Source organism: Corallococcus caeni (genome assembly GCF_036245865.1).
Lineage (GTDB): Bacteria > Myxococcota > Myxococcia > Myxococcales > Myxococcaceae > Corallococcus > Corallococcus caeni.
The window spans coordinates 90,591-114,291 of the sequence record NZ_BTTW01000007.1; the positions used below are offsets into that span (position 1 = coordinate 90,591).

The 23,701-nt window shown below is 69.8% G+C and carries 24 protein-coding genes; 15 read left to right on the forward strand and 9 right to left on the reverse strand.

Features of this window, described 5'->3' with window-relative positions; translation table 11 throughout:
* The first annotated feature begins 23 nt into the window (after nt 1-23).
* The 10 genes from AABA78_RS27440 to AABA78_RS27485 all read left to right on the forward strand — a co-directional run bounded on the left by AABA78_RS27440 (nt 24) and on the right by AABA78_RS27485 (nt 9,755).
* The gene (locus tag AABA78_RS27440) at nt 24-1,127 is read left to right on the forward strand and encodes a methyltransferase domain-containing protein (RefSeq protein WP_338267341.1); all 1,104 of its coding nucleotides are present in this window, start codon (nt 24-26) and stop codon (nt 1,125-1,127) included.
* 279 nt (nt 1,128-1,406) lie between these two features.
* A complete protein-coding gene (locus tag AABA78_RS27445; protein WP_338267344.1) occupies nt 1,407-1,982 on the forward strand; it encodes a thioredoxin domain-containing protein in 576 nt (191 codons plus the stop codon).
* Nucleotides 1,982-3,481, forward strand: a complete 1,500-nt coding sequence (locus AABA78_RS27450) for a methyl-accepting chemotaxis protein (protein WP_338267345.1) — start codon at nt 1,982-1,984, stop codon at nt 3,479-3,481. Before AABA78_RS27445 ends, AABA78_RS27450 begins: the two co-directional genes overlap by 1 nt.
* Nucleotides 3,482-3,523: 42 nt before the next feature.
* Nucleotides 3,524-4,735: a proprotein convertase P-domain-containing protein gene (locus tag AABA78_RS27455; protein WP_338267347.1), complete on the forward strand. Its 1,212-nt coding sequence runs from the start codon at nt 3,524-3,526 to the stop codon at nt 4,733-4,735.
* 134 nt (nt 4,736-4,869) lie between these two features.
* Nucleotides 4,870-6,354, forward strand: coding sequence for a hypothetical protein (locus AABA78_RS27460; RefSeq protein ID WP_338267349.1), 1,485 nt, complete (start codon nt 4,870-4,872; stop codon nt 6,352-6,354).
* Between the two features lie 41 nt (nt 6,355-6,395).
* On the forward strand, nt 6,396-6,965 hold the full coding sequence (locus AABA78_RS27465) for a hypothetical protein (protein ID WP_338267350.1): 570 nt from the start codon (nt 6,396-6,398) through the stop codon (nt 6,963-6,965).
* Between the two features lie 29 nt (nt 6,966-6,994).
* Complete coding sequence (locus AABA78_RS27470) at nt 6,995-7,444, forward strand: hypothetical protein (protein ID WP_338267352.1); 450 nt, start codon at nt 6,995-6,997, stop codon at nt 7,442-7,444.
* Nucleotides 7,445-7,614: 170 nt separating this feature from the next.
* Nucleotides 7,615-8,727 carry a tetratricopeptide repeat protein gene (locus AABA78_RS27475; RefSeq protein WP_338267354.1) on the forward strand — a complete coding sequence of 371 codons (1,113 nt, stop codon included), beginning with the start codon at nt 7,615-7,617 and terminating at the stop codon, nt 8,725-8,727.
* 72 nt (nt 8,728-8,799) lie between these two features.
* Nucleotides 8,800-9,426: an SRPBCC family protein gene (locus tag AABA78_RS27480; protein WP_338267355.1), complete on the forward strand. Its 627-nt coding sequence runs from the start codon at nt 8,800-8,802 to the stop codon at nt 9,424-9,426.
* A complete protein-coding gene (locus AABA78_RS27485; protein ID WP_338267357.1) occupies nt 9,426-9,755 on the forward strand; it encodes an ArsR/SmtB family transcription factor in 330 nt (109 codons plus the stop codon). The genes AABA78_RS27480 and AABA78_RS27485 overlap by 1 nt, the downstream gene beginning before the upstream one ends.
* A 31-nt stretch (nt 9,756-9,786) precedes the next feature.
* Here the strand turns inward: AABA78_RS27485 and AABA78_RS27490 are convergent, their stop codons facing one another.
* Nucleotides 9,787-10,968 carry a WD40/YVTN/BNR-like repeat-containing protein gene (locus AABA78_RS27490; RefSeq protein ID WP_338267359.1) on the reverse strand — a complete coding sequence of 394 codons (1,182 nt, stop codon included), beginning with the start codon at nt 10,966-10,968 and terminating at the stop codon, nt 9,787-9,789.
* Between the two features lie 186 nt (nt 10,969-11,154).
* Between AABA78_RS27490 and AABA78_RS27495 the strand changes: the two genes are divergently transcribed.
* Nucleotides 11,155-11,670, forward strand: a complete 516-nt coding sequence (locus AABA78_RS27495) for an OmpA family protein (protein WP_338267362.1) — start codon at nt 11,155-11,157, stop codon at nt 11,668-11,670.
* Nucleotides 11,671-11,755: 85 nt separating this feature from the next.
* Here AABA78_RS27495 and AABA78_RS27500 read toward each other — a convergent pair whose 3' ends face one another.
* Entirely contained in the window at nt 11,756-13,447 is a 1,692-nt protein-coding gene (locus tag AABA78_RS27500; protein ID WP_338267363.1) for a DUF4114 domain-containing protein, read from the reverse strand.
* A gap of 47 nt (nt 13,448-13,494) precedes the next feature.
* On the opposite strand from AABA78_RS27500, the gene AABA78_RS27505 reads away from it, so the two are divergent.
* Nucleotides 13,495-14,232 carry a class I SAM-dependent methyltransferase gene (locus AABA78_RS27505; protein WP_338267365.1) on the forward strand — a complete coding sequence of 246 codons (738 nt, stop codon included), beginning with the start codon at nt 13,495-13,497 and terminating at the stop codon, nt 14,230-14,232.
* Between the two features lie 40 nt (nt 14,233-14,272).
* Nucleotides 14,273-15,400, forward strand: a complete 1,128-nt coding sequence (locus tag AABA78_RS27510; protein WP_338267368.1) for a peptidoglycan-binding domain-containing protein — start codon at nt 14,273-14,275, stop codon at nt 15,398-15,400.
* A gap of 42 nt (nt 15,401-15,442) precedes the next feature.
* On the opposite strand, the gene AABA78_RS27515 is transcribed toward AABA78_RS27510, so the two are convergent.
* From AABA78_RS27515 to AABA78_RS27530, 4 genes are all read right to left on the reverse strand, one after another.
* The gene (locus tag AABA78_RS27515; protein WP_338267371.1) at nt 15,443-16,780 is read right to left on the reverse strand and encodes a peptidoglycan-binding protein; all 1,338 of its coding nucleotides are present in this window, start codon (nt 16,778-16,780) and stop codon (nt 15,443-15,445) included.
* A 136-nt stretch (nt 16,781-16,916) separates the two neighbouring features.
* Nucleotides 16,917-17,675, reverse strand: coding sequence for a PA5033 family protein (locus AABA78_RS27520; protein ID WP_338267373.1), 759 nt, complete (start codon nt 17,673-17,675; stop codon nt 16,917-16,919).
* 155 nt (nt 17,676-17,830) lie between these two features.
* A complete protein-coding gene (locus AABA78_RS27525; RefSeq protein ID WP_338267375.1) occupies nt 17,831-18,856 on the reverse strand; it encodes a methyltransferase in 1,026 nt (341 codons plus the stop codon).
* 25 nt (nt 18,857-18,881) lie between these two features.
* Nucleotides 18,882-19,709 carry a crotonase/enoyl-CoA hydratase family protein gene (locus AABA78_RS27530; RefSeq protein ID WP_171412074.1) on the reverse strand — a complete coding sequence of 276 codons (828 nt, stop codon included), beginning with the start codon at nt 19,707-19,709 and terminating at the stop codon, nt 18,882-18,884.
* Between the two features lie 124 nt (nt 19,710-19,833).
* Here AABA78_RS27530 and AABA78_RS27535 point away from each other — a divergent pair, with 124 nt between their 5' ends.
* Nucleotides 19,834-20,406 (forward strand): hypothetical protein, encoded by a 573-nt coding sequence (locus AABA78_RS27535; RefSeq protein ID WP_338267379.1) that lies wholly within the window; start codon nt 19,834-19,836, stop codon nt 20,404-20,406.
* Nucleotides 20,407-20,421: 15 nt separating this feature from the next.
* On the opposite strand, the gene AABA78_RS27540 is transcribed toward AABA78_RS27535, so the two are convergent.
* The 3 genes from AABA78_RS27540 to AABA78_RS27550 are packed head-to-tail and all read right to left on the reverse strand — an operon-like array spanning nt 20,422 to nt 22,951.
* Nucleotides 20,422-21,198, reverse strand: coding sequence for an endonuclease/exonuclease/phosphatase family protein (locus tag AABA78_RS27540; protein WP_338267382.1), 777 nt, complete (start codon nt 21,196-21,198; stop codon nt 20,422-20,424).
* A 10-nt stretch (nt 21,199-21,208) separates the two neighbouring features.
* Nucleotides 21,209-21,970, reverse strand: a complete 762-nt coding sequence (locus tag AABA78_RS27545) for a DUF72 domain-containing protein (protein ID WP_502260925.1) — start codon at nt 21,968-21,970, stop codon at nt 21,209-21,211.
* A 51-nt stretch (nt 21,971-22,021) separates the two neighbouring features.
* Entirely contained in the window at nt 22,022-22,951 is a 930-nt protein-coding gene (locus tag AABA78_RS27550) for a LysR family transcriptional regulator (RefSeq protein WP_338267387.1), read from the reverse strand.
* A 104-nt stretch (nt 22,952-23,055) separates the two neighbouring features.
* Between AABA78_RS27550 and AABA78_RS27555 the strand changes: the two genes are divergently transcribed.
* A complete protein-coding gene (locus tag AABA78_RS27555; RefSeq protein ID WP_338267388.1) occupies nt 23,056-23,694 on the forward strand; it encodes a glutathione binding-like protein in 639 nt (212 codons plus the stop codon).
* Nucleotides 23,695-23,701 lie beyond the last annotated feature (7 nt).

The following is a 23,701-nucleotide window of genomic DNA, read 5'->3' on the forward strand; positions in this document are numbered from 1 at the left end:
ACTTTCAAACAGGAGTGCGGCACATGGCAGAGAACAACCCGGCCCCGGCGCTCATCGTCGTGGCCCACCCGGAGGACGTCGTCCGCCTGTTCAGCACGGTGGCGCCGGGGGCGGACCTGGCGGTGGTGACGGAGGACGGAGGCGCGGGCCGGGAGCTGGAGGCGGTGGGCCGGGCCCTGGGCGCGCGGAGCACGCACCTGCTGCTGTCGCCCTCGGAGGTGGGGCCGTGGTGCCGCGAGCAGCGCTCCCGGGGCGACGTCCGCGTCTTCACCCACAGCCCGCAGGAGGACGCCCCCCTGCACCGCGAGGTGGCGCTCCGGGTCAGCCGCGTCTTCGACCGGCTGTGGGTGCCCGCCACGGGCGCCAGGCCCACGGCCTGGACGGTGCTGGACGACGCGGCCTTCCAGCGCAAGCTGGGCCTGCTCAACACGCTCTACCGGGAGCGTCCAGACGGGGCCAGCTCGGGCGCCTGCACGGACCCCGTGCGCGACGGGCCCGGCATCGAGGCCTTCACGGAGGCGCGGGCCGCGGACGTGGTGCGCGCCCTGTCCCTCACGAAGCCGGAGATCTTCTCCGAGCTCGCGGACCCCTGGGGCTTCGCCCGCTCCGCCTACGAGGTCGAGCGCTTCGCCCTCACCGCGAAGGTGCTGGGGACGCTGCGCCACGCCGTCCCGCCCCGGCGCGTGGTGGACGTGGGCGCGTGCGAGGGGATGATGACCGAGCACCTGCTGGCGCTCTTCCCCGACGCGAACATCCAGGCCGTGGAGTCCGAGCCCCGCTTCGTCACGCGCCTGCGCGAGCGGCTGGGCGGCCACGCGCGCGTGCGCATCGTGGAGGCCAGCGCGGAGGACGTGGCGCTGGAGGCGGACCTGGTGCTGCTGGCGGAGGTGCTCTACTACCTGTCCGACGACGCCAGCCGCGACCTCCTGGACCGGCTGCGCGCGTCCCACCTGCTCACGTCCTACGGCGGCGGCTTCGGCGACCAGCTGCACGCCGCGCTCGCCGGCCGTGGCTGGCGGTGCGTCCAGTCCGCGACACTTCCAGGCCGCATCGAACCCGTGGACGGCGCCTCCAGCCCACTGCTCGTCCGCCGCGCAGGCACCGGAATCCGGCTCTGGGAACGGTGATAACAAGAATTCAGGGGCTGACGGCCGGGCTCGCCCGCAAGGCGTGCGCTCCTCTCTCCGGGAAGCGCCCGTCGTCCTGGTTTAATTGTTTTACATGGTTAAGGATTGTATAGCCTTGCCTGCTTGAATATGCATTGCCAATGACACGGGAACTCTTCAGCATGACCGTGCATGGCCGCCCCGGTTGTATCGCATGGCCCCGTGGATGCCCCGGCCCGGGCATCCCTTGAAGCGGGTCTGAAACACAGTGCGCTCCCGCGCCGGGCCCTGCCGTGGTTGATGGGCGGGTGGCTCGTGGCGAGCGTGCTGGGGCTTGGGCTCGTGTGGTCCCACGCGAGCGCCGCGGGGCTTGGGGCCACGCCGCCGTCACGGTTGCCGGAGCGGTTCCCCCGGACGCCGGGCACGTGGACGCTGTTCGTCCTGCTCCACCCCCAGTGCCCGTGTTCCCGCGCGACGCTCGCGGAGCTGGCGAAGCTCCTGGACCGCGAAGGCGCGCGGCTCGCCACGCGCGTGTTCGTCTGGGCCCCCCGCCAGGCGCCGCCGGGCTTCGAGCGCTCGGAGCTGTGGACGCGCGCCCTGGCCCTGCCCGGCGCGCAGGTGGTGGCGGACGTGGACGGCGCGGTGGCGCGCGAGCTGGGCGTGAGCACCTCGGGCCAGGTGGTCCTCTATTCGCCGGACGGCGTGGAGCGCTTCAGCGGGGGCATCACCCCCGCGCGGGGCCACGAAGGAGACAGCGCGGGGGCAGGCGCCATTCGCGACCTCCTTCGCGCGGATGCCTCCCGCGTCGCCACCGCGCCTGTTTTCGGCTGTGCCCTCCAGACGCCCTCCGCGGCGTCCTCCGGTGAGAACCCGTGATGAGAATCCAGCTGTCCGAAGCAGCCGTGTCCGCGCGCTCGCAACAGCTGTTCGCCGCGCAGTGTCTGGCATTGGGCCGGCGGACGGACCGGACCTTCGTGGTCCTGATGGCGTTGCAGTGGCTGGGGGGCATCGTGGCGGCGGTGTACCTGTCACCGCGGGCCTGGGAGGGATTGCAGAGCACGGTCCACTCCCACGTGGTCGCCGCGGTGGGGTTGGGGTTCTTGCTGGGCAGCCTGCCGGTGGTGCTCGCGCTCACGCGGCCCGGGCGTGAGTCCACGCGGCATGTCATCGCGGTGGGGCAGGCGTTGATGTCCGCGCTGCTCATCCACCTGATGGGCGGGCGCATCGAGACGCACTTCCACATCTTCGGCTCGCTGGCGCTGCTCTCCATCTACCGGGACTGGAAGGTGCTGCTCACCTTCAGCGGCGTGGTGGCGTTGGACCACTTCCTTCGCGGCATGTTCTGGCCGGAGTCCATCTTCGGCATGCACGCCCAGGAGTCCTGGCGGTGGATGGAGCACACGGCGTGGGTGGTGTTCGAGGACATCTTCCTCATCGCCTCCTGCGTGCAGGGCGAGCGCGACCTGCGGGCGGCGGCGGAGCGCGAGGCGCAGCTGGAGCTGTCCCGGAGCGCGGTGGAGGAGCAGGTCGTCCGGCCGCTGATGGGGTCCACGGACGCGCTGCGCGACTCCGTGCGGACCCTGACGGAGTCCACCGGCGAGCAGCGCCAGGAGATAGCCCGGCAGGCCCGGGCGCTGGATGAGACGCGGGTGACGGCGGAGCAGATCCGCCAGACGTCGCTCGTCGCCTCCGCGCAGGCCGCGCGGGTGCTGGAGGCCACGCAGCAGGCCGGGGACGTGGGCGCGGCGGTGGAGGAGGCCATCACCCGGAGCGTGGAGGGGCTGGCGGACCTGCGCGCGCAGACGACGGACCTCTCCGAGCGCATCCAGGGGCTCGCGGCCTACACGGAGCGCATCGCGGGCATCACCCGGACGGTGCAGGACCTGGCGGACCAGTCCAATGTGCTCGCCATCAACGCGGCCATCGAGGCGGCGAGGGCAGGGGACGTGGGCCGGGGCTTCGCGGTGGTGGCGCGGGAGATTCGCGGCCTCGCGTCCCAGTCCGTGGCGGCCACGCAGCAGGTGCGCGCGGTGCTGGATGAAACGCGCTCGCGCATCCAGGGGGTGGTGGACCTCACCCGCCAGGGCGGCGAACGGATGGGCCGGGGCATCGAGACCATCCGCGCCTCCGGCGAACGGCTGGGCATGCTGTCCGGGCTGGTGAAGGGCAACGCGGACGCCGTCCGCCAGATTTCGGCGTCGGTGAGCCAGCAGTCCGCGGGCGTGTCGCAGATCTTCACCGCCGTGTCGGACCTGACGGCGCTGATGCAGGCCTCGGTGGCCCGCGTGGAGGCCACCCACACGGCGGCGGACCGCCTCCAGCAGGTCACCACCCAGGTCCACGGCGTCATCGCGCTGTATCAAGACAGGACCTGAACGGTCACCGACACGCGGCCCGTCATGGAGTACATGGAGGCCATGAACTCCAGACTCCGTCGTTTTCTGTCGTTTTCCTCGGTTCCCCTCCTCCTGAGCTGCGGCGCTGCCGCGGTGTCGGACACGCCGGCCGCGGCGCTGGCCGTGCAGACGCAGGAGCTGGCCTCGGGCACGCCCGCGGGCAACGGGGTGGTGCTGTTCCTCAATGACTGGACCACCACGTACGCCGTGCTGGACACGCAGGTGCCGCTCAACGCGCAGGCGGCGCAGAGCATCATCACCTGGCGCAACGGGCCGGACGGCCTCGCGCACACGGGGGACGACCGGCGCTTCGTCTCCATCGAGCAGGTGGATGACCTCCTGTACGTGGGGCCCGCGGCGCTGAGCGCGCTGGAGACGTACGCCCGGGGCACGGGCCGGGTGGAGCTGCCGGTGGACGGCTGGGTGGGCACGTTCCACGGCGTGTCCTTCAACGTCGCGGAGGCGCGGCGGGCGCTGGCGGTAGTGAACACGCAGTCCGCGGCGGCGTTGCAGGCGACGTACAACGTGCCCGCGGCGGCGGCGAACGCGATGGTGGCGGCGCGGCCGTTCTACGACATCCTGAAGCTGGGCCGGCTGCCGGGCGTGGACGCGACGGCGCTCCAGAACCTCAAGACGGCCACCCAGCAGGGCGCGGAGGGCGACCCGTGCACGGGCGCCGCGACGTGCGGGCCCGCGCTGGAGTGCGAGGGCATCCCGTACGACAACTCCAGCCCCTACGGCCGCTGTGTGACGGCGGTGAGCACCCCGGGGGACGGCGCGTCGTGCTCGCGCTTCGTGCCGTGTCAGGACGGGCTGGCGTGCCACGGCCTGGACTCGGGCGCGACGGAGGGCTGGTGCCGGCCGGCGTGGATGTCCGGCGAGTTCACCGCGTACGCGGACCTGACGCTGCAGGGGAACACGACGCCGCAGACGTCGACGCAGCCGGTGGTGGGGCTGGCGACGGTGCCGGAGGACATCACGGTGGAGCTGGACCTGGCGCACAACAACCCGTCCCGGCTGGTGCTGACGCTGGAGGATCCGGGTGGGGAGACGGCGCTCCTGTGGGACGGCCCCAACGAGGGCACGCCCCCCAAGCGCATCCCGGTGACGCGCGGCATCCCGCGTGACGGCTCCGTCAACGGCCTGTGGAAGCTGCACGTCGTGAACCCGTCGGGCGTGGGCAACGGCAAGCTGCGTGAGTGGAAGCTGAAGCTGACCAGCCGCTGGGACTGACGCCCCGTCCTTCGAGCCCATCGAAGGATGCCTTGACGCCCGCGAGGCCTGTCCTCGCGGGCGTCCGGAGAAACCCGCTGCCCGACCTGCGAGCAAGCCCCATGCACCGCATCCCTCGTCGTTGTGCGTCCGCCATGGCCCTGTCGCTGGCGGGCCTGCTGTCACTCGCTGGCTGCGGGCCGGAAGCCCGCGAGCCCGCCGCGGCTCCTCGCGAATCCACCGGCGGCGTGGCGTCCGCGCTGGCTCTTGGGACTGGCGGAGACACCTCCTGTGTCTGGGGGAGCCCGGACTGCAACCTGTGCATCCCCGACGTGCCGCTTCGCTTCCAGCAGCTGCGGGACCACGGCGAGGTGCTGGGCTTCCATCCCGGGCCGTTCAATCTCAACGTGGCCTACCCGGGCGGCAATCACTGGCAGGGCCTCCAGCGTCTGGCGATGGGCTCGGGCCGCTACCTCGTCGTGTCCAAGCGGGATGACGCCCCCGGGGGCAACGTGGGGCACCTGGTGCACATGTCCACCCGCAACGGGGAGGGACGGCGCTTCCGCTCCAACCGGCTGAGCCCCACCATCCGGCAGCCCGAGGACACCCTGCCACCGGGCGGAGACGTCGCGGTGGCGGCGCTGCCGGTGCTCGACGGCTACCGCCACGGCGGCGGCATGCAGGCGGCGGGCAACCTCCTGGCGCTGCCCATGGAGGAGGGGCCGGGCCCGGGGCGCATCGCCTTGTATGACTACAACGCGTCCCTCACGCCGAGCCCGTTCGCCTATGTCCAGGGCCTCACGTCGAACGCGGGCACGGCCTCGCTCGCGAAGCTGTCGGACGGACACTCCCTGCTCCTGCTCGGGCACTTCGACGCGAAGGCGCTGGAGGTCTTCCGCTCCACGGAGTCCGACATCCGCTCCGCGGCCAACCAGTGGCAGCGCGTGGACCTGTGGGAGGCGTCGGAGCTGCCGCAGGGGGAGTGGGGCGCCTTCCAGAACCTCAACCTCGTGACGGACTGCAATGACTCACAACTCTACCTGGTGGGCACGCGGCTGGGGGGCCTGCGCTGGGGCGCGGTGAGCGACGACTACGCCCACCTGTACCGCGTGCACCTGGATGGCCACATGCGCCTGGAGCACGTCGCCTCCAAGCACCTGTACTGCAGCAATGATGGCTCGCGGCAGTGCAACCTGGACGCGGCCGCCGGCGTGTTCGTGGGCCCCGACCGTAGCCTCATCCTCTACGCCACCGAGCACGCGGATGACGGCCCCTCATCGACGGTGAAGCTGATGGAGTTCCGCGGCATCTGGGCGGACCCGCTCTGCCGCACGGACCTCCAGCGCGCCTACGTCGACTTCTACGACGACTCCGACTTCAGCGACCGGGGCTTCATCTTCGACTCCGAGGACCAGGGGCTGAAGAACTGGGCGCGCTTCGACGACGTCGACGCATTCAACGACAAGGCCTCCGCGGTCCGCTGGTGCATTCCCCCGGGCCAGCGGGTGCGGCTCTACGGCGACTCGAACTACAAGGGCAGCTACAAGGACCTCGTGGGCGACGGCCTGCTCCACGAGGTCAACCTGAACAGCTGGAGCTTCGGCGACAAGGTGTCCTCCGCGCGCTGGCTGGCCTTCTGACAGGGGTATGCTGCTCACCAACCTGAAGGCCGAGGTGAGCCATGCAACCCATCGCAGGAGTCGTCTGGTACGCCATCGGGCGCTTCTATGAAGCGGTCGACGGCAAGGTGCAGGACGTGGGCTATTTCGCGCACCTGGGGGACCTGGAGGGGCCGCTCTTCAACGGTCCACCGGGCGAGGCCCACGCCTTCTTCACCTTCCGCGCGGAGCCCTTCACGCCCCAGCGCCTGAGCAACGGGGACCTCACGGTGTCGCTGGACCCGGTGGGCCGCTTCACCCTGTATTTCAACCCGGAGCCGTGCGGAGACTTCTCCGCGCCGGAGAGCTTCGCGGTGGGCCAGCCCATCGCGACGCTCCAGCGCCTCTCCACGGTGGTAGGGACCGCGGTGGGCCCGCTCTCCAGCAACCTCTTCTCCGCGGTGCTGTGCTCCAGCGAGGACTTCCACTTCCGGGGCCGGACGTGGAACCTGGGGCGCAGCCTGCCCCGGGGCATCACCCAGCTGGGAACAGGCAGCACCGCCCCGCTGCAGCCGCCGCCCGCGGGCTACCGGAGCGTCACGGCCTTCGTCGGCTCGGCGATGGCGCTGGGGGGCGAGGTGCGCGCGCCATGAGCCGCCGTCCAGAGGTGTCCTCCAGCCCCATGCGAATCCCACTCACGCTGTCCGCCCGCACCGCGCTGCTCTTTTCGCTGCTGCTGCTGTGCGCGTGTGCAGGCGGCCCGCCGCAAAGGAGTTCCGTGAACCCCACCAATCCATCCCTCCGCCGAGGCGAGGCGCTGGTGCGCCATGGCGCGGGTCGCGATGAACTCTCGCCGGTTGATCCGGCTCCCTCTGCCCAGGACCTCGGCGCCCAGGCGGGCTTCGGCCGGGCCTGGAAGTCGAGCTCGGTCCGGGCGTCGGTCTACCTTTTCAATAACTACCAGGAAGCGTGTACGGCGGAGGACTGGCTGAAGGCACACGTGCCCGAAGGAATGCAAGGCGATGGAACGGTCAATGGCGACCTGCTCGTGTGGGCGACCGCCGATGCGAAGGACGAAGCCGGCCGGGCCATCATCGAGAATCTGATCGGCTCCTTCGCGGGCGAGGAGTGAACCCGTGAGTCATTGAAGGCCCTTCCGGCTGGCATGCGCCGGGCTGGAGTCCATGGGCAGAGCCGAGGCTGGAGGCAGCCCATGCCCGAAGGATGAACAAGGCGTGAGGGTTCCGTGAACCGGCGCGAGCGAGGCCCGCGTACGATGCTCGCGATCCTGAAAGGCGGACCATGCACCGCATCCTCCTGTCCCTGTTCCTGTCGCTCACGCTCGGCTGTGCCTCGACGACAGCGGGCACCCGGAGTGCATCGCCCTCGCATACCGCTCAAGCGGCTCCGGCGGAGCATGGGCGCCTTCTGTCGCTGAAGGAGATCCTCCAACGCATGGAGGCCTCGTCCGTGAAGTACCAGCTGGGCGAGAAGGACTCCCCGCCGGACGGATGGGCGGACACGCTCTGGCCGCAGCGGGTCGAGCCGCTGCCGTATGCACGAGTCGTGAGGGAGGGGGACTCGGCCATGCTCGCGCCGCCCTACGATGACCCCGAGTCAGAGCGCCTGATCGCGGAGGCCGAGCCGCACTTCCAGGCCAACCGCTTCGACGAGGCCGCGAAGTTGTACGCGCGCGCCACCGAGGCCTGCCCGAAGTGCGTGAACGCCTGGATCTTCCGAGGCGACGCGGCGCTCTTCGCCGGCAAGCCCGAGGAGGCGCTCGGCCACTACCGCAAGGCCGCCGAGCTCAACCCCGACGACTACCGCGGGCACTTCTTCCTGGGACACACGCTGGCGCGACTGGGGCGGCGTGCCGAGGCCCGCGAGGCCTTCGCCTCCGCGCTGGTCCTCAACCCGCGCCTGACCACGCTGCGCAAGCTGCTCGCATCGACTCCCCGGTTCGGGCTCGTCATCACGCCAGACGTGGTGGTGCCGCGTGGCATGGCCGAGCGAACGGAGACCGGCGTGGCGGTGTACTACGACGGCCACTACGGCACAGCGTGGCTCGCGTTCGCTTCGTGCAAGGCGCTGTGGCTGGGGGAGCCCTCGCATCGCAAGGAGATGACGGGCAGTGACAGCGACACCCAATTCACCTCCACCGAGGAGCTTGAATGCCTGAACGCCACGCTCACGGGCTACGAGGTCGCGAAGCAACAGAAGGACGCGGACACGACGACTCCAGACAAGGGCCTGGAGCGCCTCGGGCAGATCGCCGAGGCCGGGATGGCCGACATGCTCGTGCTCTTCGAACTCGCGTCGCGCGTCCATCCACAAGCCACGTTGACGATGAGCGATGACGTGCGCCAGCGGCTGCGCGCCTATGTCCTCGAGTACGTCCTGCTGGAGCGCGACTGAAGTCGATTCATATAAGAATTGACTAATATGAGTGCGGCCTGTAATGACCCTGTGAACGCAGGAGGACCGCACATGCTTCACAAGCTCATTGGCGCCGAGTTCCGCGCATGCGTCGAGCGCGACCACGAAGGCAAGCCGGCCCACGTGGTCGTCGCCCAGCGCGTCTATCCCACCGACGTGGAAGACCTGTGGGACGCGGTCACCAACCCCGAGCGCATCCCGCGCTGGTTCATGCCCATCGAGGGGCAGCTGCAGCAGGGCGGGCGCTACCAGCTCAAGGGGAACGCGGGAGGGACCATCACCCGCTGCGATCGGCCCACGGCGTTTGATCTCACCTGGGAGATGAACGGCGGCATGAGCTGGGTGACCGTCCGCCTGGCACCGGAAGGCAAGGGCACGCGGCTGACGCTCGAGCACATCGTGCACGCCGCGGACGTGGAGCAGTTCTGGAGCCAGTTCGGCCCGGGCGCCACGGGCGTGGGCTGGGACCTGGGCTTCCTGGGGCTGGGCCAGTACCTGGAGACGGGCCGGGACGTGGCCGCGGAGGCCGCGGCCAGCTGGGTCGCCTCCGACGAAGCGAAGGCCTTCATGCGCTCAAGCGCCAGGTCCTGGGCAGACGCCCACGTGGCGGCCGGTGAGGCCCCGGACGTGGCCCGAGGGATGGCCGAGCGCACGGCCGCGTTCTATACAGGAGGCTGATGCACGCCTTCGACGTCCTCGGCGATCCGGTACGCCGCCGCATCCTGGAGCTGCTGGCGGAGGGCGAGCACGCCTCGGGCGAGGTCGTGGCCGTGGTGCAGCGCGAGTTCGGCATCACCCAGTCGGCCGTCTCGCAGCACCTGAAGGTCCTGCGGGACAACGGCTTCGCGACGGTGCGGGTGGATGGCGCCCGGCGCCTCTACGCGGTGGACGCCGCGCCCCTGGCGGAGGTGGATGCCTGGCTGAACCGCTTCCGGGCGTTCTGGACGCCGAAGCTGGATGCCCTGGCCACCGAGGTGGCCCGGGGCAAGAAGAAGCGGGGCGACTGAGAAGCCGGCCCCGCTCGTCTCCGTGGGGCTGTCAGGGGCCGTGGAGGAGGGTGCCCCCGGCTCCGACGATCCAGACGTCGTCCGGTCCCGTGCCCGAAACACCAAACAGCTCCTGGGTCGTCGGCGAGGCCACCTGCGTCCAGCCGTCGCCGTTCCAGTGCATGATCACTCCACTTGAACCCACGGCCCAGACGTCGCTCGGGCTGCTTCCCCAGACGCCGTGGAGGAAGGGGAAGGGCGCCCGCTGCTCCATGACCCGGCCGGACGTGGACGTCCACCGCATGAGCACGCCCGAAGAGCCCACGGCGAAGGCCTCTTTGGCGGAAGAAGCCCAGACCCCCTGGAGGATCGTCGTCGTGGGAGTGGTCAGCTGCTCCCAGTCGGTGTCCTTCCACCGCATGATCATGCTGTCCTGGGCGGCGAAGGCCGTGCCGTCCGCGAGCATGAAGACATCCGACACCGTGGTGTACGGATGGGAAGCGCCCGTGGCGAACTTCGTCCACTGCGAGCCGTCCCAGACGAGCGCCTGGCGCTGGTCCCCCTCCTTGCCGACCGCCATGGCGCTCCGCGCGGACACCGCGGAGACACCCGTGAGCAGGGCCGCCGTCGGGGAGCTGCCGTAAACGGACCAGGTGCCGTTCGTCAGGGACAGGAAGGTGCCGCCCGCGCCCACCGCCCAGCCTCCGCCCTCGGCGAGCGTCACCGAGTAGAGATCCTCGGACGTCGGCGAGCCGGCGGCGCTCCACTGGCTGCCATTCCACCGCAGCACGGTGCCACGGAAGCCCACGGCGTACGCCTCCGTGGGTGACACGACGGCCACGTCCCGCAGGGTCGCCGTGGTGGTGCTCGGCACGAGCCGGAACCCGGTCGTCGTGCCCGCGTCCACGTCGGTGCCCGCGTCAGGGGCCGAGCCCGCGTCCAAGTCGGTGCCCGCGTCCAAGTCGGTGCCCGCGTCCGTGCCCGCGTCGACCTCCGCGCCCGCGTCGGGTACCTCCTGTGCGCAGGCGCCCTCCATGCACACGGTGCCGTCGCCACACGCGACACACGCCTCGCCGAAGGAGCCACAGGCCGAATCCTGGGTGCCTCGGAGGCAGACGCCCCGTTCGTTGACGCAGCCCTCGCACCCTGTCGGGGAATTGCACGCCACCGCCAGGACAGCGCCCACGCTCACGCCCAGGAACAGGGCCAGAAAACTCCGTCGAAATGTCGACATCCGTGACCTCGGAACTCCTGCCCCCGGCCGGTCAGGTGACATCCACCCTAACAGATTCAGCGAGCGCTCCGCTGGTTCCGCACCGGGCGGCCGCCAATGCCCCTGTCTTCGCACTGGACGCGACAGTCCGCCCTCGGCAGCCTTCAACCGGGCTCCCTTCCCCCTGGAGCCCAAGGAGTCCTACGGATGAAGCTCAAGGCGTTCTGCATCGCCGTGTCGCTGTTGGCCGTCCCCGGCGTGGCCGCCGCGCAAAGCCCCTTTGATTCCCTGAAGAAGGCCGCGGGCGACGCCAGCAAGTCCACCGTCGAGAAGCGCGTCAACACGAAGCTGACGGACGAGGGCCGCAAGAACCAGTGCAGCTTCAAGACGGGCACCGCCGAGCTGGCCCCCGGCTGCGACGCGAAGCTCAAGAAGCTCACCAACGCCCTCGTCGACGCGAAGAAGCAGCTCGTCGCCGCCGGGGTCAAGAGCTACAAGTTCGAGGTCTCCGGCCACACCGACTCGACGGGTGACGCCGCGAAGAACAAGTCGCTCAGCGAGCAGCGCGCGGAGACCATCGTCAAGGAACTCGTCGCGCGCGGCATCCCTCGCGGGGAGATCACCGCCGTGGGCTACGGCTCCGAGCGCCCCCTGGTGAAGCCGGACAACACCGAGGCGAAGCGCGCGCAGAACCGCCGCTACGAACTCCAGGTCCGCCTGTAATCCCTCTCACGGATGACGGCGGGCGGCGTCGCTGGCGCCGCCCGCCTCGAAGCCCGAGGCGCCCGACCTGCCAGTCAGGCGGGAATCAGGGGGACACGGGGACGAAGACGTAGCCCACGTCCACGTTGGAGATGGAAGGCAGACAGGCCTGGCTTATCCCGGACATGCGAGCCATCCAGCAGGGCTTGCTGCCCGGCGTGCTGGAGACATCGATGATGGCCTCCTGGGCTCCCGCGGCGAACGTCACCGGATGCCAGGTGGGCGTGAAGTTGATGCTGCATGAGCCGCTGGTGCACACGTGGCAGTCCGTGGCCACCGCATAGGAGATGGCGGCGCTGGAATCGCAACCGGCGCCCAGCACGTCGTCCTTGCGCAAGCGCATGTGGCTGATGGCGCAAGCCGGGTCTGGGGAGATGGGGGAGGGGAACAGCACGCGCGACCTCACCTCGCTGCTCGCTTCGCCCCGGAACTGGAAGACGGCGTCGTTGAAGTCCCGGTCACCGCCGCCGGTGAGCTCCTCGAAGGCCAGGAGCCAGTTCTGCGGCGTGCTACTCGGAGCTCCCAGGCTGACGTGCGGCATGTTGCCGTTGCCCGAGACAGCGACCGTGGAGGCTTCCATGGGGAGCGAGGTGTTTCCGTAGGGCGCCGTGCCGAGGCGGGCCAGGGCCTCGTCCTCCAGCCATCCGCACAGGTTCTGTCCCGTGGAGGCGACCGCGCAAGCCCCGTCGAGCGGGTGGGGGGCCCAGGGGTCGCAGTACTCCGAGGACGCGCACCCGATGTTGCGGGTCGCGACAGGCATCTGGCCCACGGGATCCTGGTCCAGGTTCCACTTCGACTTGGAGAAGAACACGGAGGTGGAGGTCTTCAGGTGCAGGGTGCACTGGCCGTTGGCCGCCTTGCGCAGGCACGGATACACCCGGCCCTCGTAGGGGAGGTGGATGGAATCGTTCGCGACGATCAGGAAGAAGACCAGCTCCCGTCCACCCGGGAGGGTTCCCAGGTCCGCCGTCTGGCCATCATCGGCCAGGAAGAAGACCGGATGGCCCAGGCCCCGGTTGTTGTTGGCGGCGTGGGCGGGCTCCAACAGGTTGGGGATGCGCGCGAAGAGCCCGTTGTCCGAGTAGCCGGTGCGAGGGAGCGCGGGCGTGTTGCTCCCCACCACGTCGATTCTCACGTTGGGGTGGCTGCCAGGGCGGGCATCCTGCAGGAGCACGCCTGACGCGAAGGCGCTGGTGCAGGACTCGTTAAGTGCCAGCTCGGGCTGGCTGTACGTGAAGCCTCCCGAGGTGAAGGTGCGGCTACAGCGCCGGGTCGTCCCCACGTAGGGACGCGCCTGGGAGCCCGTGGGCGGGGCCAGGTTGTAGAGATCCTCGTGCAGGTCCGTGATGCCATTGCCGTTGAGATCCAGCAGGTTGCCATTCACGTCGAGGTAGCCCCGTGACTTGAGGTCATCCACGTAGAGGTACCCCAGCGAGGGGCTCGTGCCAGAGGCGTCATGCACGTACGTGGCGGTCACCCGCTGGGACACGGGAAGCACGATGTATTCCGCGGACGTGAGCGCCAGGTGCGGGTTGGCGACAAGCGTCTGCTGTGGCGTGAGCGCCATCTGTTCGAGGAACTGGAAGGACTCGGCCGAGAAGGGCGGCTCGTAGTCGGCCTCCAGGTCGGTGTCGTAACAACTGAGCGGCAGAGCGGCGCTGGCCGGCCCTGGCAGGGCCATGGAGAGCAGGACGCTCCCGGCCATCAGATACGGGATGTGAAGAAAACGCGGACGCATGGATAGAATCCTCGGCAGACGGTGGCTGCCTGGAAAGGTCGTGTGAGATGTCAGCGCAATACGATCAGATTGGCGTGAAGGTCGCGGACTGGGATGTCCTGCCAGTCCGCTCGGAGTACATCGAAGGTCATACCTACTTCAAAGCGCTTGGCTCCGTGAAGGGACAGGCCGTCCTGGATCTGGCGTGTGGCGACGGGTTGTACACGCGGCAGCTCCAGGCACGAGGCGCGAACCGTGTGGTCGGAGTGGACATCTCGGAGGAGATGATTCGCGTTGCCCGGGAGACCGAGGCAGCTCAGTCACTGGGAATCGAGTACCACGTGTCGGACGTGGCCGACATGGCCCCGCTGGGTGTCTTTGATTGCGTGACGGCCGTCTATCTCTTGCATTACGCGCACTCGCCCGAACACCTGCTGCGCATGTGCCGGAACATCCATGCCCATCTGAAGCCCGGGGGCCGCTTCGTCACCTACACGTTCAACCCCGGGTTCAGCGCGAAGGGGCCCAACAGCACCCGCTATGGCATCACGATGTTGGACTTTCCGGAGTCCCCCCTGGAAGGGCAGGCCATCTCCGCGGAGCTGCACACGAAGACGCCCTTCACCATCCACTTCTCCCACTGGAGTCAGGACACGTACGAGCACGCGCTGCGCGAGGCCGGCTTCCGCGACCTCGAATGGATGCGCCCGGAGTGCTCCGCCGAGGGCCTCGCCCGCTACGGCCAGGAGTTCTGGCAGGACTACCTGGACAACCCGCACGCGGTCGCGCTGCGCTGCGAGCGGTGAGCCCCCTTTGGGGTGCAGACGAAGGGGGGCTTGCGCCGCCATGACGCGGCGCGACAGTCTCGGCCGCATCAAAACAAACCGAAGCAACTCTTTCTCTCAGGTGGCGAGAATCGAGAAAATCATGCGAACCCATTCCGCCCACCGCCCCCCTCTCCACGTCGGCTCCACCGGCAACCGCGTTCAGAAGCTCGAGGAGCGCCTGAAATCGGAGGGCTACCTCAAGGGTGCCGCTGACGACCGCTTCGACGCTGGCACCGCCAAGGCGGTGGTCGCCTACAAGCGCGACCACGGTTGGGAGGGGAAGCCGAAGGGGGTTGTCGGCGAGCGGATGGCTCAATCGCTGAAGGGCACCGGCGCCAACACCGGCACCACCGGCGGCAGCGGCACGACCGCCGAGACCAGCCAGCTTGGCGGCAGCGGCGGCAAGGGCAAGACCCCGTCGACGCTCAAGGGCGCGACCTACAACGTCGAGCGCGACCGCGACCCCAAGGACGTGCAGAAGTTCCTGAGCAAGTTCGCCAAGAACAACAAGCTCGACTTCGTCCAGCTCCAGGAGATCAACGGCTACCACAAGGCCCTGGAGAAGATCCCCGGCTACCACCTGGTGACCTTCCCCGGAGCCAAGGACCATGGCGAGACGGGCATCCTCGTCAAGGACAGCCTGCTCCAGAAGCAGGCCATGTCCATCCAGGGCGAGGGCGGCGGCTGGACCACCGTACGCAACGGCCACGCCCCTCCGCGGGCGGCCACCGCGGTCCAGCTCGCGGGCTGGCTGAAGGTGGTCTCGGCCCATCAGCCGCCTTCCGTCGACTGGAAGAACGGGCAACCCGTCGGGCCGCCGAACCGGGTGAGTACCTACAAGTCGCTCTCCGAGAAGCTGCTCGCCTTCGCGAAGCGGCAGCTTGAGAAGAACCCTGATCAGGCGCTGCTCATCGGCGGCGACTGGAACGAGCCGGCGTCGACGAAGGGGAAGTGGTCCCCCGGCTGGATCGCGCAGCAGGCGGGCATGACCACCCATGGCGGCGTGGAGACCCATGGCCACGGCAAGATCGACTATGAGCTGTCCGCCGGGTGCAAGGTCTCGCACGTCAAGGCGGGCCCGACCGGCGGCTCGGATCACAACATCGTCACGTTCACTGTGAGCCGCCCGAAGGACCAGAAGGGCTGAAGCGCTGTCCGTTCTGGCGAACAGCGCCGGCCCGTCATTCCCTCACGACACGGGCACGGGCTTGGGACTCACCTCCACCATGCCGAGGTTGCCGTCCACGTACTCGGCCATCTGCTCCGGCGTCACCTCGATGGGGCCCTTGGGGCAGAGCGGATCATTGACGAGGTAGTTGCCGGACTCCGTCTTGCCCGTCACCGTCACCCAGTGCCCCCCGAAGTTGTGGTCCATCAGGTAGTTGTCCGCGGCGCTCGCCGTGGGCCCCCAGGCCTGGTGCTTGGGGTCGTTGCCGAAGGGATTGCCTCCGAGGATGACGGGGTGCCCGCGCGAGAGCGCATCGTCCACGGCCGCCACGTCGACCTTGTTCTTGCGCACGAGCGTGGCCACGGCGCCCGCCTCCGTCACGCCCTCGGCGACCTGGTCCACGGTCATCGTGACGGACGTGTTGGAGTCGTAGTCGAGGATGTTGTCACGCACGCCGTCGATGGCCTCTCCCGCCCCGGCCGCGTCCGGATGCTCCATCGCGCCCACGGCCGCCGCCGCGATGACCACCGAGGTCGGCCCGCAGTCGTTGCCGCCGTAGTACTCGCTGGCGTCGTTGAAGTCCTTGTAGCCGGCCTCCCCCCACTGGGCGACGTGGAGGGCCTTCGCCTCCTCCAGCGTCGAGACGGTGCTCGGGGGCGTGGGCGGCACCAGGTTCTTGCCGGACAGGTCCTGCACCCGCACCTCGCCGCCCGGCATGCGGGTCAGGGTGCCGCGCTCGAACCGCTGCACCATGGCGCCATCCTTGCCCGGCTCCAGCGGGCTCATGGGCCGCCCGAGCTGCGGCGCGTAGGCGTCCGCCAGGACGCGCATCGTGGAGTCCGTGGCCGGGTGCTGCGGGCGCTGCATGGCGGCCACCGTGGCCGGGCTCAGCTTGCCATCCGCGGGAGTGATGCCCTCCGCCGTCTGGAAGTCCTTCACGGCCGCCTGGGACTTGTTCCCGAAGGTGCCGTAGGCGGCGTTTCCCATGTCCAGGTAGCCCGCGCCCTCGAGGAACTTCTGCAGGCGCGTGACGGGGCCCTCCTGGCCCTTGTCGGACTGGTTGGAGACGATGTCGCCCACGCCCGTGGCGTCGGTCAGTGACGGCGGGCCGCCCGTCGGCTGGGGCGTGGGGAGCGGGCCCTGCGCGGCCACGGTCACCGGCTTCGCCAGCCCCTGCAGCCGCCGCATCGCCTCGCCGTTCACCGCGCTCTCGAAGGCGTCGCGAACGACGTTGCGCGGGGGCGCCGGCTGCGGCCCCACCTGGGCCCCCGGCGGGCACTGCGCGGGCGTGCTCCGCGTGGCGCCCATGGCGGACGACGGCGTGAAGAACGAAAACGGCTGGCTCTGGATGCGCGACATGGACTTCCCCCTCTGGGCTCCCTCGGCCCTGATGAAGCCAGTATCGAGCCCGGCCGCGTTCCGGATGAGTTAAGCCGAGTTAAATCTCCACGAAGGGCCGCGTCTCCAGGGCAGGGGAGACGCGGCGCGGCGGCCTTCAGCAGCCCGTCTGGGTCGTGGTCGTCGTCACCCCGGTCCGGTCCTTGAGGATGTACTTGTTCGTGGACGTGGTGATGAAGAGCTCCGCGCCCACGACCCCGTCCGAGTCACACGCCGCGGTGATGGTGAAGTTGGTGTTGAAGGCGTAGTACTGCGAGGTGCGGTTCGAGTCGTGGATGATGGAGATGCCCTGGCTGGAGCTGTTCTTCGCCACCACGACGATGTCCGCGCCCGCGACGCCGTTCGTGTCGACCACCGTGTTGACCTGATACGTCCCGGAGAACGGATAGAAGTCGCTGCTGGCGCTCCGGTGCCGGATGACGCTGACGCCGCCCTGCGAGGCCGTGACGACCTCCGCGCCCGCCACCCCGTCCGTGTCGCTCACGCTCACGATCGAGAAGCTGCCGGAGAAGGAATAGAACTGCGACGTCCCCTTCTTGTCGGTGATGACGCTGATGCCGCCGCTGGTGACGACCACCACCTCCAGGCCTACCGTCCCGTCCAGGTCCATGGTGGCGTTGTTGACGGCGAAGCTGCCGGTGAAGCTGTAGAACTTCGTCGTCCCCTTCGACGGGTGGAAGATGGAGATGCCCGTCAGGCTGGTGGTGAGCTGGTCGGTGGTGCCATCACCGTCGAAGTCGCCAGAGACGGTGAGCGGCGCCTCCTGGGTCGCGGGGACCGGCTCCACCGGTTGCTCCTCGGGGGCGCCTCCACAGCCAATCGCAAGCACCGCGGCCGCGAGCGCCGTCCCGCGCATACCCATCCACCGTGACATCGCATTCATTCGTGACGTGTTGTTCATGAACTCCCCCATGGGGCTCGCGAAGAATTTCACGAGCCCCTGGGAGAATGCTGTCAGGATCCAGGTTGAATAGTAAATCAGGCAGGAGTCGGTGGTCGTCGAGCCGCGGCTCAGGCCTTCACTGCCTCGATGATGCTGACCCCGCTCCGGGTGGGGGTGATGCGCTCCACCTTCCAGGAGGTCGCGGCGAGCAGCGCGCGGAACTCATCCGTGGTGCGCTCGCGCCCGTCGGCGACCACCAGCATGTTGAGGTCGATGAGGTGGGTCGGGTCCGGCGTCCGGTTGTCTGGGATCACCAGCTCCAGCACGAAGAGCCGGGCCCCGGAGGGAGCCGCTTCGTGGAGCCGGCGCAGGAGGGTGAGGGAGGCGTCATCCTCCCAGTCATGGAGGATGTGTTTGAGCAGGTAGGCTTCGGCGGGGGGAATGCCGGGCTCGAAGAAGCTCCCGGCCACCACGTCCACCCGGTGGGCGAGGCCTCGGGACTCCAGCGCCGTCTTCGCGCCCTCGGCGACCTGGGCCAGGTCGAAGAGGATGCCCCGGCAGGAGGGATGGGTGGCCAGCACGTGCGCGAGCAGATCGCCGTGGCTTCCTCCGATGTCCGCCACGCGGGCGAAGGGGGCGAAGTCGATGTGGTGCGTCACCTCGCTGGCCACCAGGGCGGACAGGTTGCCCATGGCCTGGGCGAAGTAACCCGCCTCCTCGGGGTTCCGGGCGAAGTGTCCCCAGACGTCCGAGCCGAGGGCGGCCTGCACCGGGGACTTGCCAGTGCGGACCGCCTCGGGGAGCAGGCCCCAGGGCAACCAGTGCGCCGGGGCGCTCTGGGTGATGGCCATCTCCCTCAGCGAGCCAGGGACGTTCGAGCGCAGCCCTTCGCCCATTGGAGTCAGCGCGAAGGTCCGCTCGGAGACGGACTCGAAGATTCCGACGGTGAGGCCGCCGCGCATCAGCCGGAACAGGGCGCCCGGGTGGACGCTCAACTCGGCCGCCAGTGAATCACTGTCGCGGGGGCCTCCCGCGAGCAGGTCCGCGATGCCCAGCCGGGCCACGGTGCCAATGACCTGGGTGCGCCAGTAACTGGTGATGGCTGCGTGGAGTTGCTGCGTGGGAGAGGGATTCGCGTCGGGCGTGTTCTTCATGGCAGGACTCCAATCCTATCCTGCGTCAGCGCCCCTCGAAGCGGGGGGGACGGCGCTCGGCGAAGGCGGAGAAGGCCTCCGTCAGGTCATGCGACTGGAGGAAGGCCGAGTTCCACACCGCCACGTAGCGCAGGCCGTCCGCGATGGACTTGTCCGCGCAGTACTCCATCACCTGCTTGGCGCCCTGGATGACAAGCGGCGGGTTGTCCGCGATGCGCCGCGCCGTCGCCCGCGCCTCCGTGAGGAGGGCCTCGGGGGAGGGGAAGACCTCGTTGACCAGGCCCATGCGCAGCGCTCGCGCCGCGTCCACGTCGCCGCCGGTGTAGGCCAGTTCGCGGGTGTTCCCCTCGCCGATGATGCGCGGCAGCCGCTGGAGTGCGCCCAGGTCCGCGACGATGCCGACCTTCACCTCGCGCAGGGAGAACTTCGCGTCCTGCGAGCAGTAGCGGAAGTCACACGCGGCGATGAGGTCCATGCCCCCGCCGATGCACCAGCCGTGCACCGCGGCGATGACGGGCTTCCTGCACCGGGCCACCCCTTCCGTGGCCTGCTGCATCTCACCAATCAGCTTGAGCAACTGGCTGCGCTCCCTCGCCAGGTTGCTCTCCGCGGTGAGCAGCGGCCCGAGCGACTCCATCATCCCCATCAGGTCCAGGCCGTAGGTGAAGTGGCTGCCCTCGCCGCGCACCAGCACCACGCGCACGGCGTCGTCGGCGTCCAGCGCGCGGAGCACCTCGGGCATCTCCCGCCAGAAGTCGGGGCCCATGGCGTTGCCCTTGCCCGGCCCGGTGAGCACCACCTCGGCGATGCCTTCGGCCTTCTCGATGCGCAACGACTTGTACGTGCCGTCCATCCGTTCCCTCCCGGGAAAGTGAGCTGGCGTCACTTGAGCAGATGCCGCGCGGCGGCTCCACTGCGTCTGGCGCCCGGACCGGCGTGCGGATAGAGAGCGAAGGCACACGCCCCTGGGAGGACCGATGTCGCCGCGCCAACTCATGCCGTGGTTGTTGCTGGTGGGTCTCGTTACCGCCTGCGCTTCGTCCTCGCCGGAGGAGCGCCCCGGGCGTCCGCCGCCCCCGAGGATCCTCTTCCAGTCGCCGCTCGCGCTGCTGCTCGAGCACCATGAAGAGCTGGCGCTCACCACCGACCAGCTGATCCAGGTGGGCCAGAAGGAGGAGGCCCTCGAGGTCACCAACCGGCCCTTGCGTGAGCAGCTCCGGCAGGTCTGGCACCCCGAACCGGCGCCAGGGGAGGGGCGTCCGCGCGGGCCTGGGATGGGGAACCGGAACGCCCCCGTGGGGCTGGGAGGTCGGCCCCAGTACAGGCCTCCCGCCCAACCTCTCGGACCCCTGAGCGAAGAGGACCTGAAGCGGCAGCAGGCCCTGCTCCAGGCGATAGAGGAGAACGACACGGCGGCCTACCGCGACGTCGAGGCGCTCCTGGACGAGACGCAGAAGGGGAAGGCGCAAGCGCTGGTCGCGAAGCAGCGCGAGGAGCGGCAGCGGGCGCGGGAGTCCCTGCAGGGCCCCGAGGCCCGGCCGGCGCAGTAGTCCCGGCGGCGCCCTCTAGCGCAGCAGTCGCGCGGAGATCGGCAGGTGGTCGGAGGGCTCCTGCTCCGAGGGCATCGGCGTCCGCGCGTCCAGCGCTGGCAGCCGGTCTGGCGAGGCTCGCAGCGCGCTGGAATGGAAGAGGAAGTCGATGGCCTTGGGCGCGCCGTTCACGTTGCAGGTCGGCTGGTGCCGCTCCGCGTAGGCATCGAGCAGCCCCGCCGCTTCGAAGGCCTGGACCAGCGGCTCCCCTGGCCGGGCATTGAAGTCGCCGCACACGACCCACAGGGCCTCCGGATCCTTCCGGAGCAACGCGTCGATGAGTTCGGTGGCCTGCTGCATGCCCTGGTGTTGTTCCACGGGCCTGTCGGGCCGATCCCAGCGCAGGTGCGTGCAGGCCACGCGCAGCCGCTCACCACCGACGTCGAAGTCCACGACCAGCGCCAGATGCCCGGAGATGCGCCCGTCCTCCAGCCGGTCGCTGAAGTAATGGACCCGGTGGCCGGGACTTCGCTCCAGGCGGTGGAACACCGCGCAGCCATCGGGGCGGCCTTGCTGCTTCTGGGCCATCACCCCCGCGTACCCGCGCGGCGCCAGCGCCTCCTGGAGCGCGGCGAAGCTGTCGGGTTCCACCTCCTGAAGGCAGACGATGTCCGCGTCCAGCCCCACGATGCGGCGTGCCAGCAACGCGTGGCGGCTTCGCGGCCGGAGCAGGTCCGCGGGTGTGTGCGGGAACCACTCGGGTTTGACGTAGGCGTCCGCCAGGATGTTGTACGAGGCGATTCGAAGGTCCACGGTCATGATTTCAGCGTGTCACCGGCTGCCCGTCGAGGCGCAGCAAGGACAGCGCGTTCGGGAGGGCGGCGCCCTCCGCCGTGTTGTCGAAGATGCACCACACGCGCCGGCCGGCCTGCTCGTGGCCGGAGATCTCCTTGGCCAGCGCCTCCAGGAACGCCTGGGAGTACGCAGAGTAATACATCTTCGGCGAGCCGTGCAGCCGGTAGTAGACGACCTCCGCGTCCGGTGGCTCGGGTGCGCTCACCGCGAGCGGATCCGCTTTGACGTAGCGGATGCGTGCGTCCTCCAGCACGCGCCGGGCCTCGTCCGTGAACCAGGTCCGGTGCCTGGGCTCGCAGACGACGTCGACCGCGGTCCGTTCCCGCAGGGCCTGGAAGAAGGCGCGGGCCGTCCCGGGCTCGTGCTGGAGGCTGGGCGGCAACTGCACCAGCAGGCCCCCCAGCTTCGCCTCCAGGTGGCCCGCCTCGCCCAGGAAGCGATCGAGCGGCTCGTGCACGTCGCGCAAGCGCAGCTCGTGGGTGATGACCTTGGGGACCTTCACCGCGAAGCGGAACGTCTCCGGGACGCTGTCCCTCCAGCGGGCGTAGGTGGCGGGCCGGTGCGGCCGGTAGAAGGAGGAGTTGATCTCCACCGCGGGCAGGACGCGCGCATAGCGCTCCAGGTGGGTGCCCGTCGTGGGGAAGTGCTCGCCCACCGCGCTCGACAGGCTCCAGCCGGCGCAGCCGATCCGGCATTGCCCCTGAGCAGGAATGGAAGGTCCCTGGCGCACACCCGGAACGTAGGCACGGGCAGGCGCGGCGTCAGGGTGTCCCGGTCCGGTTCAGCCCACGGCGAGCCCCCGGGGCACCGTGGACTCGAGCGCGGCGAGGAGGCGGAGCGCGGCGTCGCCGACCTCCTTCCGCCATGCCATCCGCCAGGGCCGGCGCAGGGGGCCTGACGCCAGCCGCTTCACGACGAGGTCGCCCCTGCCCAGGTGCGGGGTGGTGATCCACTCGGAGAGCACCGCGACTCCAAGCCCCGCGCGGGCCACGTCGAGGATGGCCTCGGTGAGCGGCAACCGCTCCACGCGGAGCCGGGGCCGCTCGCGGCCGAAGACCTGCGTCATGAACCACTGGGATTCCGCCGCGGGCGTCTGCCCCGTCAGCAGCGTGTTCTCGCGGAGGTCCTCCCGGGTGAGCACCCGCCGGGACGCCAGCGGGTGCGACGCGGCCACCACGAAGATGATCTCATCGGAGAAGAGCGGCCGCGTCTCGATCCCGGTGCGGGGGACGGACGCCGTCGTGAGGAGTGCCACGTCGAGCTCGCCCGCCATCAGGGCCGGGACCGGGTCCTGGGTGTGCTCCACCGCCAGGGAGAGGTGGAGGCCCGGCAGGCTCTTGCGCAGCGTCACCAGCGCGGAGGGCAGCCAGTGATAGGCCGTGTAGCACTCGCAGACGAGCCGCAGGCGGATGGACGGCGCCGCCGGCGCGCGCACGCGGTGCTCCAGGTCGCCCAGCTCCACCAGCAGCCGCGTGGCGCCCGCGACGAGCTCCTGTCCCGCGGGCGTGGGCACCAGCCCGCGAGCTGTCCGGTCGAAGAGGCGCGTGCCCAGCCGCTCCTCCGCCGCGAGCAGCGCGCGGCTCACCGCCGGCTGTGTGAGGTGCAGGACCGCCGAGGCACGGGCCGTGGTCCCGGCGGAGGCCAGGGCCAGCACCACGCGCAGGTCGCGCACGTCGAGGCGGGGGGCAGGGGGCGGAGCAATGTCATCCATGCATCCAGCCTATGCCAACGATGCGTTGGACGCATCCCTGCCGGAAGCGGAGAGTGCCGCCTGTCTCGCGAAGGCTCCACATCCGACGTCCTGGAGGACATCCCATGCAGCTCTACTTCTCCCCGCTGTCCTGCTCGGCCGCGACGCGCATCTGCCTGTACGAGGCGGGCGCGGAGGCGGTGTTCACCGAGGTCGACAGGAAGACGAAGCGCACGCCCGACGGCCGCGACTACCTGGAGGTGAATCCGCTGGGGCTCGTCCCCACGTTGCGCACCGACGACGGCGACCTGCTCACGGAGAACGCCTCCATCCTGCAATACCTGGCCGGGGCGCTGCCCCACGCGGGCCTCGCGCCCGACGACAGCCGGGGGCGAGTGCGGCTCCAGCAGTGGCTGTCCTTCGTCGGGACGGAGCTGCACAAGGCGACCTTCTCCCCGCTCCTCGACGCGGAGGCGCCCGAAGGCGCGAAGGGCTATGCCCTGGGGAAGGCGACTGCCCGGCTCGCGTACCTGGAGCAACACCTCACCGGACGCGAGTTCCTGCTGGAGCGCTTCAGCGTCGCGGATGCGTACCTGGTGACGGTGCTGGGCTGGAGCGTGGCGACTCCCATCGACCTGAAGAAGTGGCCCGCGATCAGCGCCTACCTCGCGCGCCTGCAGGAGCGGCCCAGCGTCGCGAAGGCCTTCTCCGAGGAGCGCAGGCTCTACGGGGCGCGGCTCGAGAAGCTCAAGCCGCGCGCGTGAAAGGCCG

What these genes read in the sequence shown, in the direction of transcription:
- AABA78_RS27440 (WP_338267341.1), top strand. Translation starts at nt 24, where the DNA reads ATGGCAGAGAACAACCCGGCCCCGGCGCTCATCGTCGTGGCCCACCCG.
- AABA78_RS27445 (WP_338267344.1), top strand. Translation starts at nt 1,407, where the DNA reads ATGGGCGGGTGGCTCGTGGCGAGCGTGCTGGGGCTTGGGCTCGTGTGG.
- AABA78_RS27450 (WP_338267345.1), top strand. Translation starts at nt 1,982, where the DNA reads ATGAGAATCCAGCTGTCCGAAGCAGCCGTGTCCGCGCGCTCGCAACAG.
- AABA78_RS27455 (WP_338267347.1), top strand. Translation starts at nt 3,524, where the DNA reads ATGAACTCCAGACTCCGTCGTTTTCTGTCGTTTTCCTCGGTTCCCCTC.
- AABA78_RS27460 (WP_338267349.1), top strand. Translation starts at nt 4,870, where the DNA reads ATGGCCCTGTCGCTGGCGGGCCTGCTGTCACTCGCTGGCTGCGGGCCG.
- AABA78_RS27465 (WP_338267350.1), top strand. Translation starts at nt 6,396, where the DNA reads ATGCAACCCATCGCAGGAGTCGTCTGGTACGCCATCGGGCGCTTCTAT.
- AABA78_RS27470 (WP_338267352.1), top strand. Translation starts at nt 6,995, where the DNA reads ATGCGAATCCCACTCACGCTGTCCGCCCGCACCGCGCTGCTCTTTTCG.
- AABA78_RS27475 (WP_338267354.1), top strand. Translation starts at nt 7,615, where the DNA reads ATGCACCGCATCCTCCTGTCCCTGTTCCTGTCGCTCACGCTCGGCTGT.
- AABA78_RS27480 (WP_338267355.1), top strand. Translation starts at nt 8,800, where the DNA reads ATGCTTCACAAGCTCATTGGCGCCGAGTTCCGCGCATGCGTCGAGCGC.
- AABA78_RS27485 (WP_338267357.1), top strand. Translation starts at nt 9,426, where the DNA reads ATGCACGCCTTCGACGTCCTCGGCGATCCGGTACGCCGCCGCATCCTG.
- AABA78_RS27490 (WP_338267359.1), bottom strand. Translation starts at nt 10,968, where the DNA reads ATGTCGACATTTCGACGGAGTTTTCTGGCCCTGTTCCTGGGCGTGAGC.
- AABA78_RS27495 (WP_338267362.1), top strand. Translation starts at nt 11,155, where the DNA reads ATGAAGCTCAAGGCGTTCTGCATCGCCGTGTCGCTGTTGGCCGTCCCC.
- AABA78_RS27500 (WP_338267363.1), bottom strand. Translation starts at nt 13,447, where the DNA reads ATGCGTCCGCGTTTTCTTCACATCCCGTATCTGATGGCCGGGAGCGTC.
- AABA78_RS27505 (WP_338267365.1), top strand. Translation starts at nt 13,495, where the DNA reads ATGTCAGCGCAATACGATCAGATTGGCGTGAAGGTCGCGGACTGGGAT.
- AABA78_RS27510 (WP_338267368.1), top strand. Translation starts at nt 14,273, where the DNA reads ATGACGCGGCGCGACAGTCTCGGCCGCATCAAAACAAACCGAAGCAAC.
- AABA78_RS27515 (WP_338267371.1), bottom strand. Translation starts at nt 16,780, where the DNA reads ATGTCGCGCATCCAGAGCCAGCCGTTTTCGTTCTTCACGCCGTCGTCC.
- AABA78_RS27520 (WP_338267373.1), bottom strand. Translation starts at nt 17,675, where the DNA reads ATGCGCGGGACGGCGCTCGCGGCCGCGGTGCTTGCGATTGGCTGTGGA.
- AABA78_RS27525 (WP_338267375.1), bottom strand. Translation starts at nt 18,856, where the DNA reads ATGAAGAACACGCCCGACGCGAATCCCTCTCCCACGCAGCAACTCCAC.
- AABA78_RS27530 (WP_171412074.1), bottom strand. Translation starts at nt 19,709, where the DNA reads ATGGACGGCACGTACAAGTCGTTGCGCATCGAGAAGGCCGAAGGCATC.
- AABA78_RS27535 (WP_338267379.1), top strand. Translation starts at nt 19,834, where the DNA reads ATGTCGCCGCGCCAACTCATGCCGTGGTTGTTGCTGGTGGGTCTCGTT.
- AABA78_RS27550 (WP_338267387.1), bottom strand. Translation starts at nt 22,951, where the DNA reads ATGGATGACATTGCTCCGCCCCCTGCCCCCCGCCTCGACGTGCGCGAC.
- AABA78_RS27555 (WP_338267388.1), top strand. Translation starts at nt 23,056, where the DNA reads ATGCAGCTCTACTTCTCCCCGCTGTCCTGCTCGGCCGCGACGCGCATC.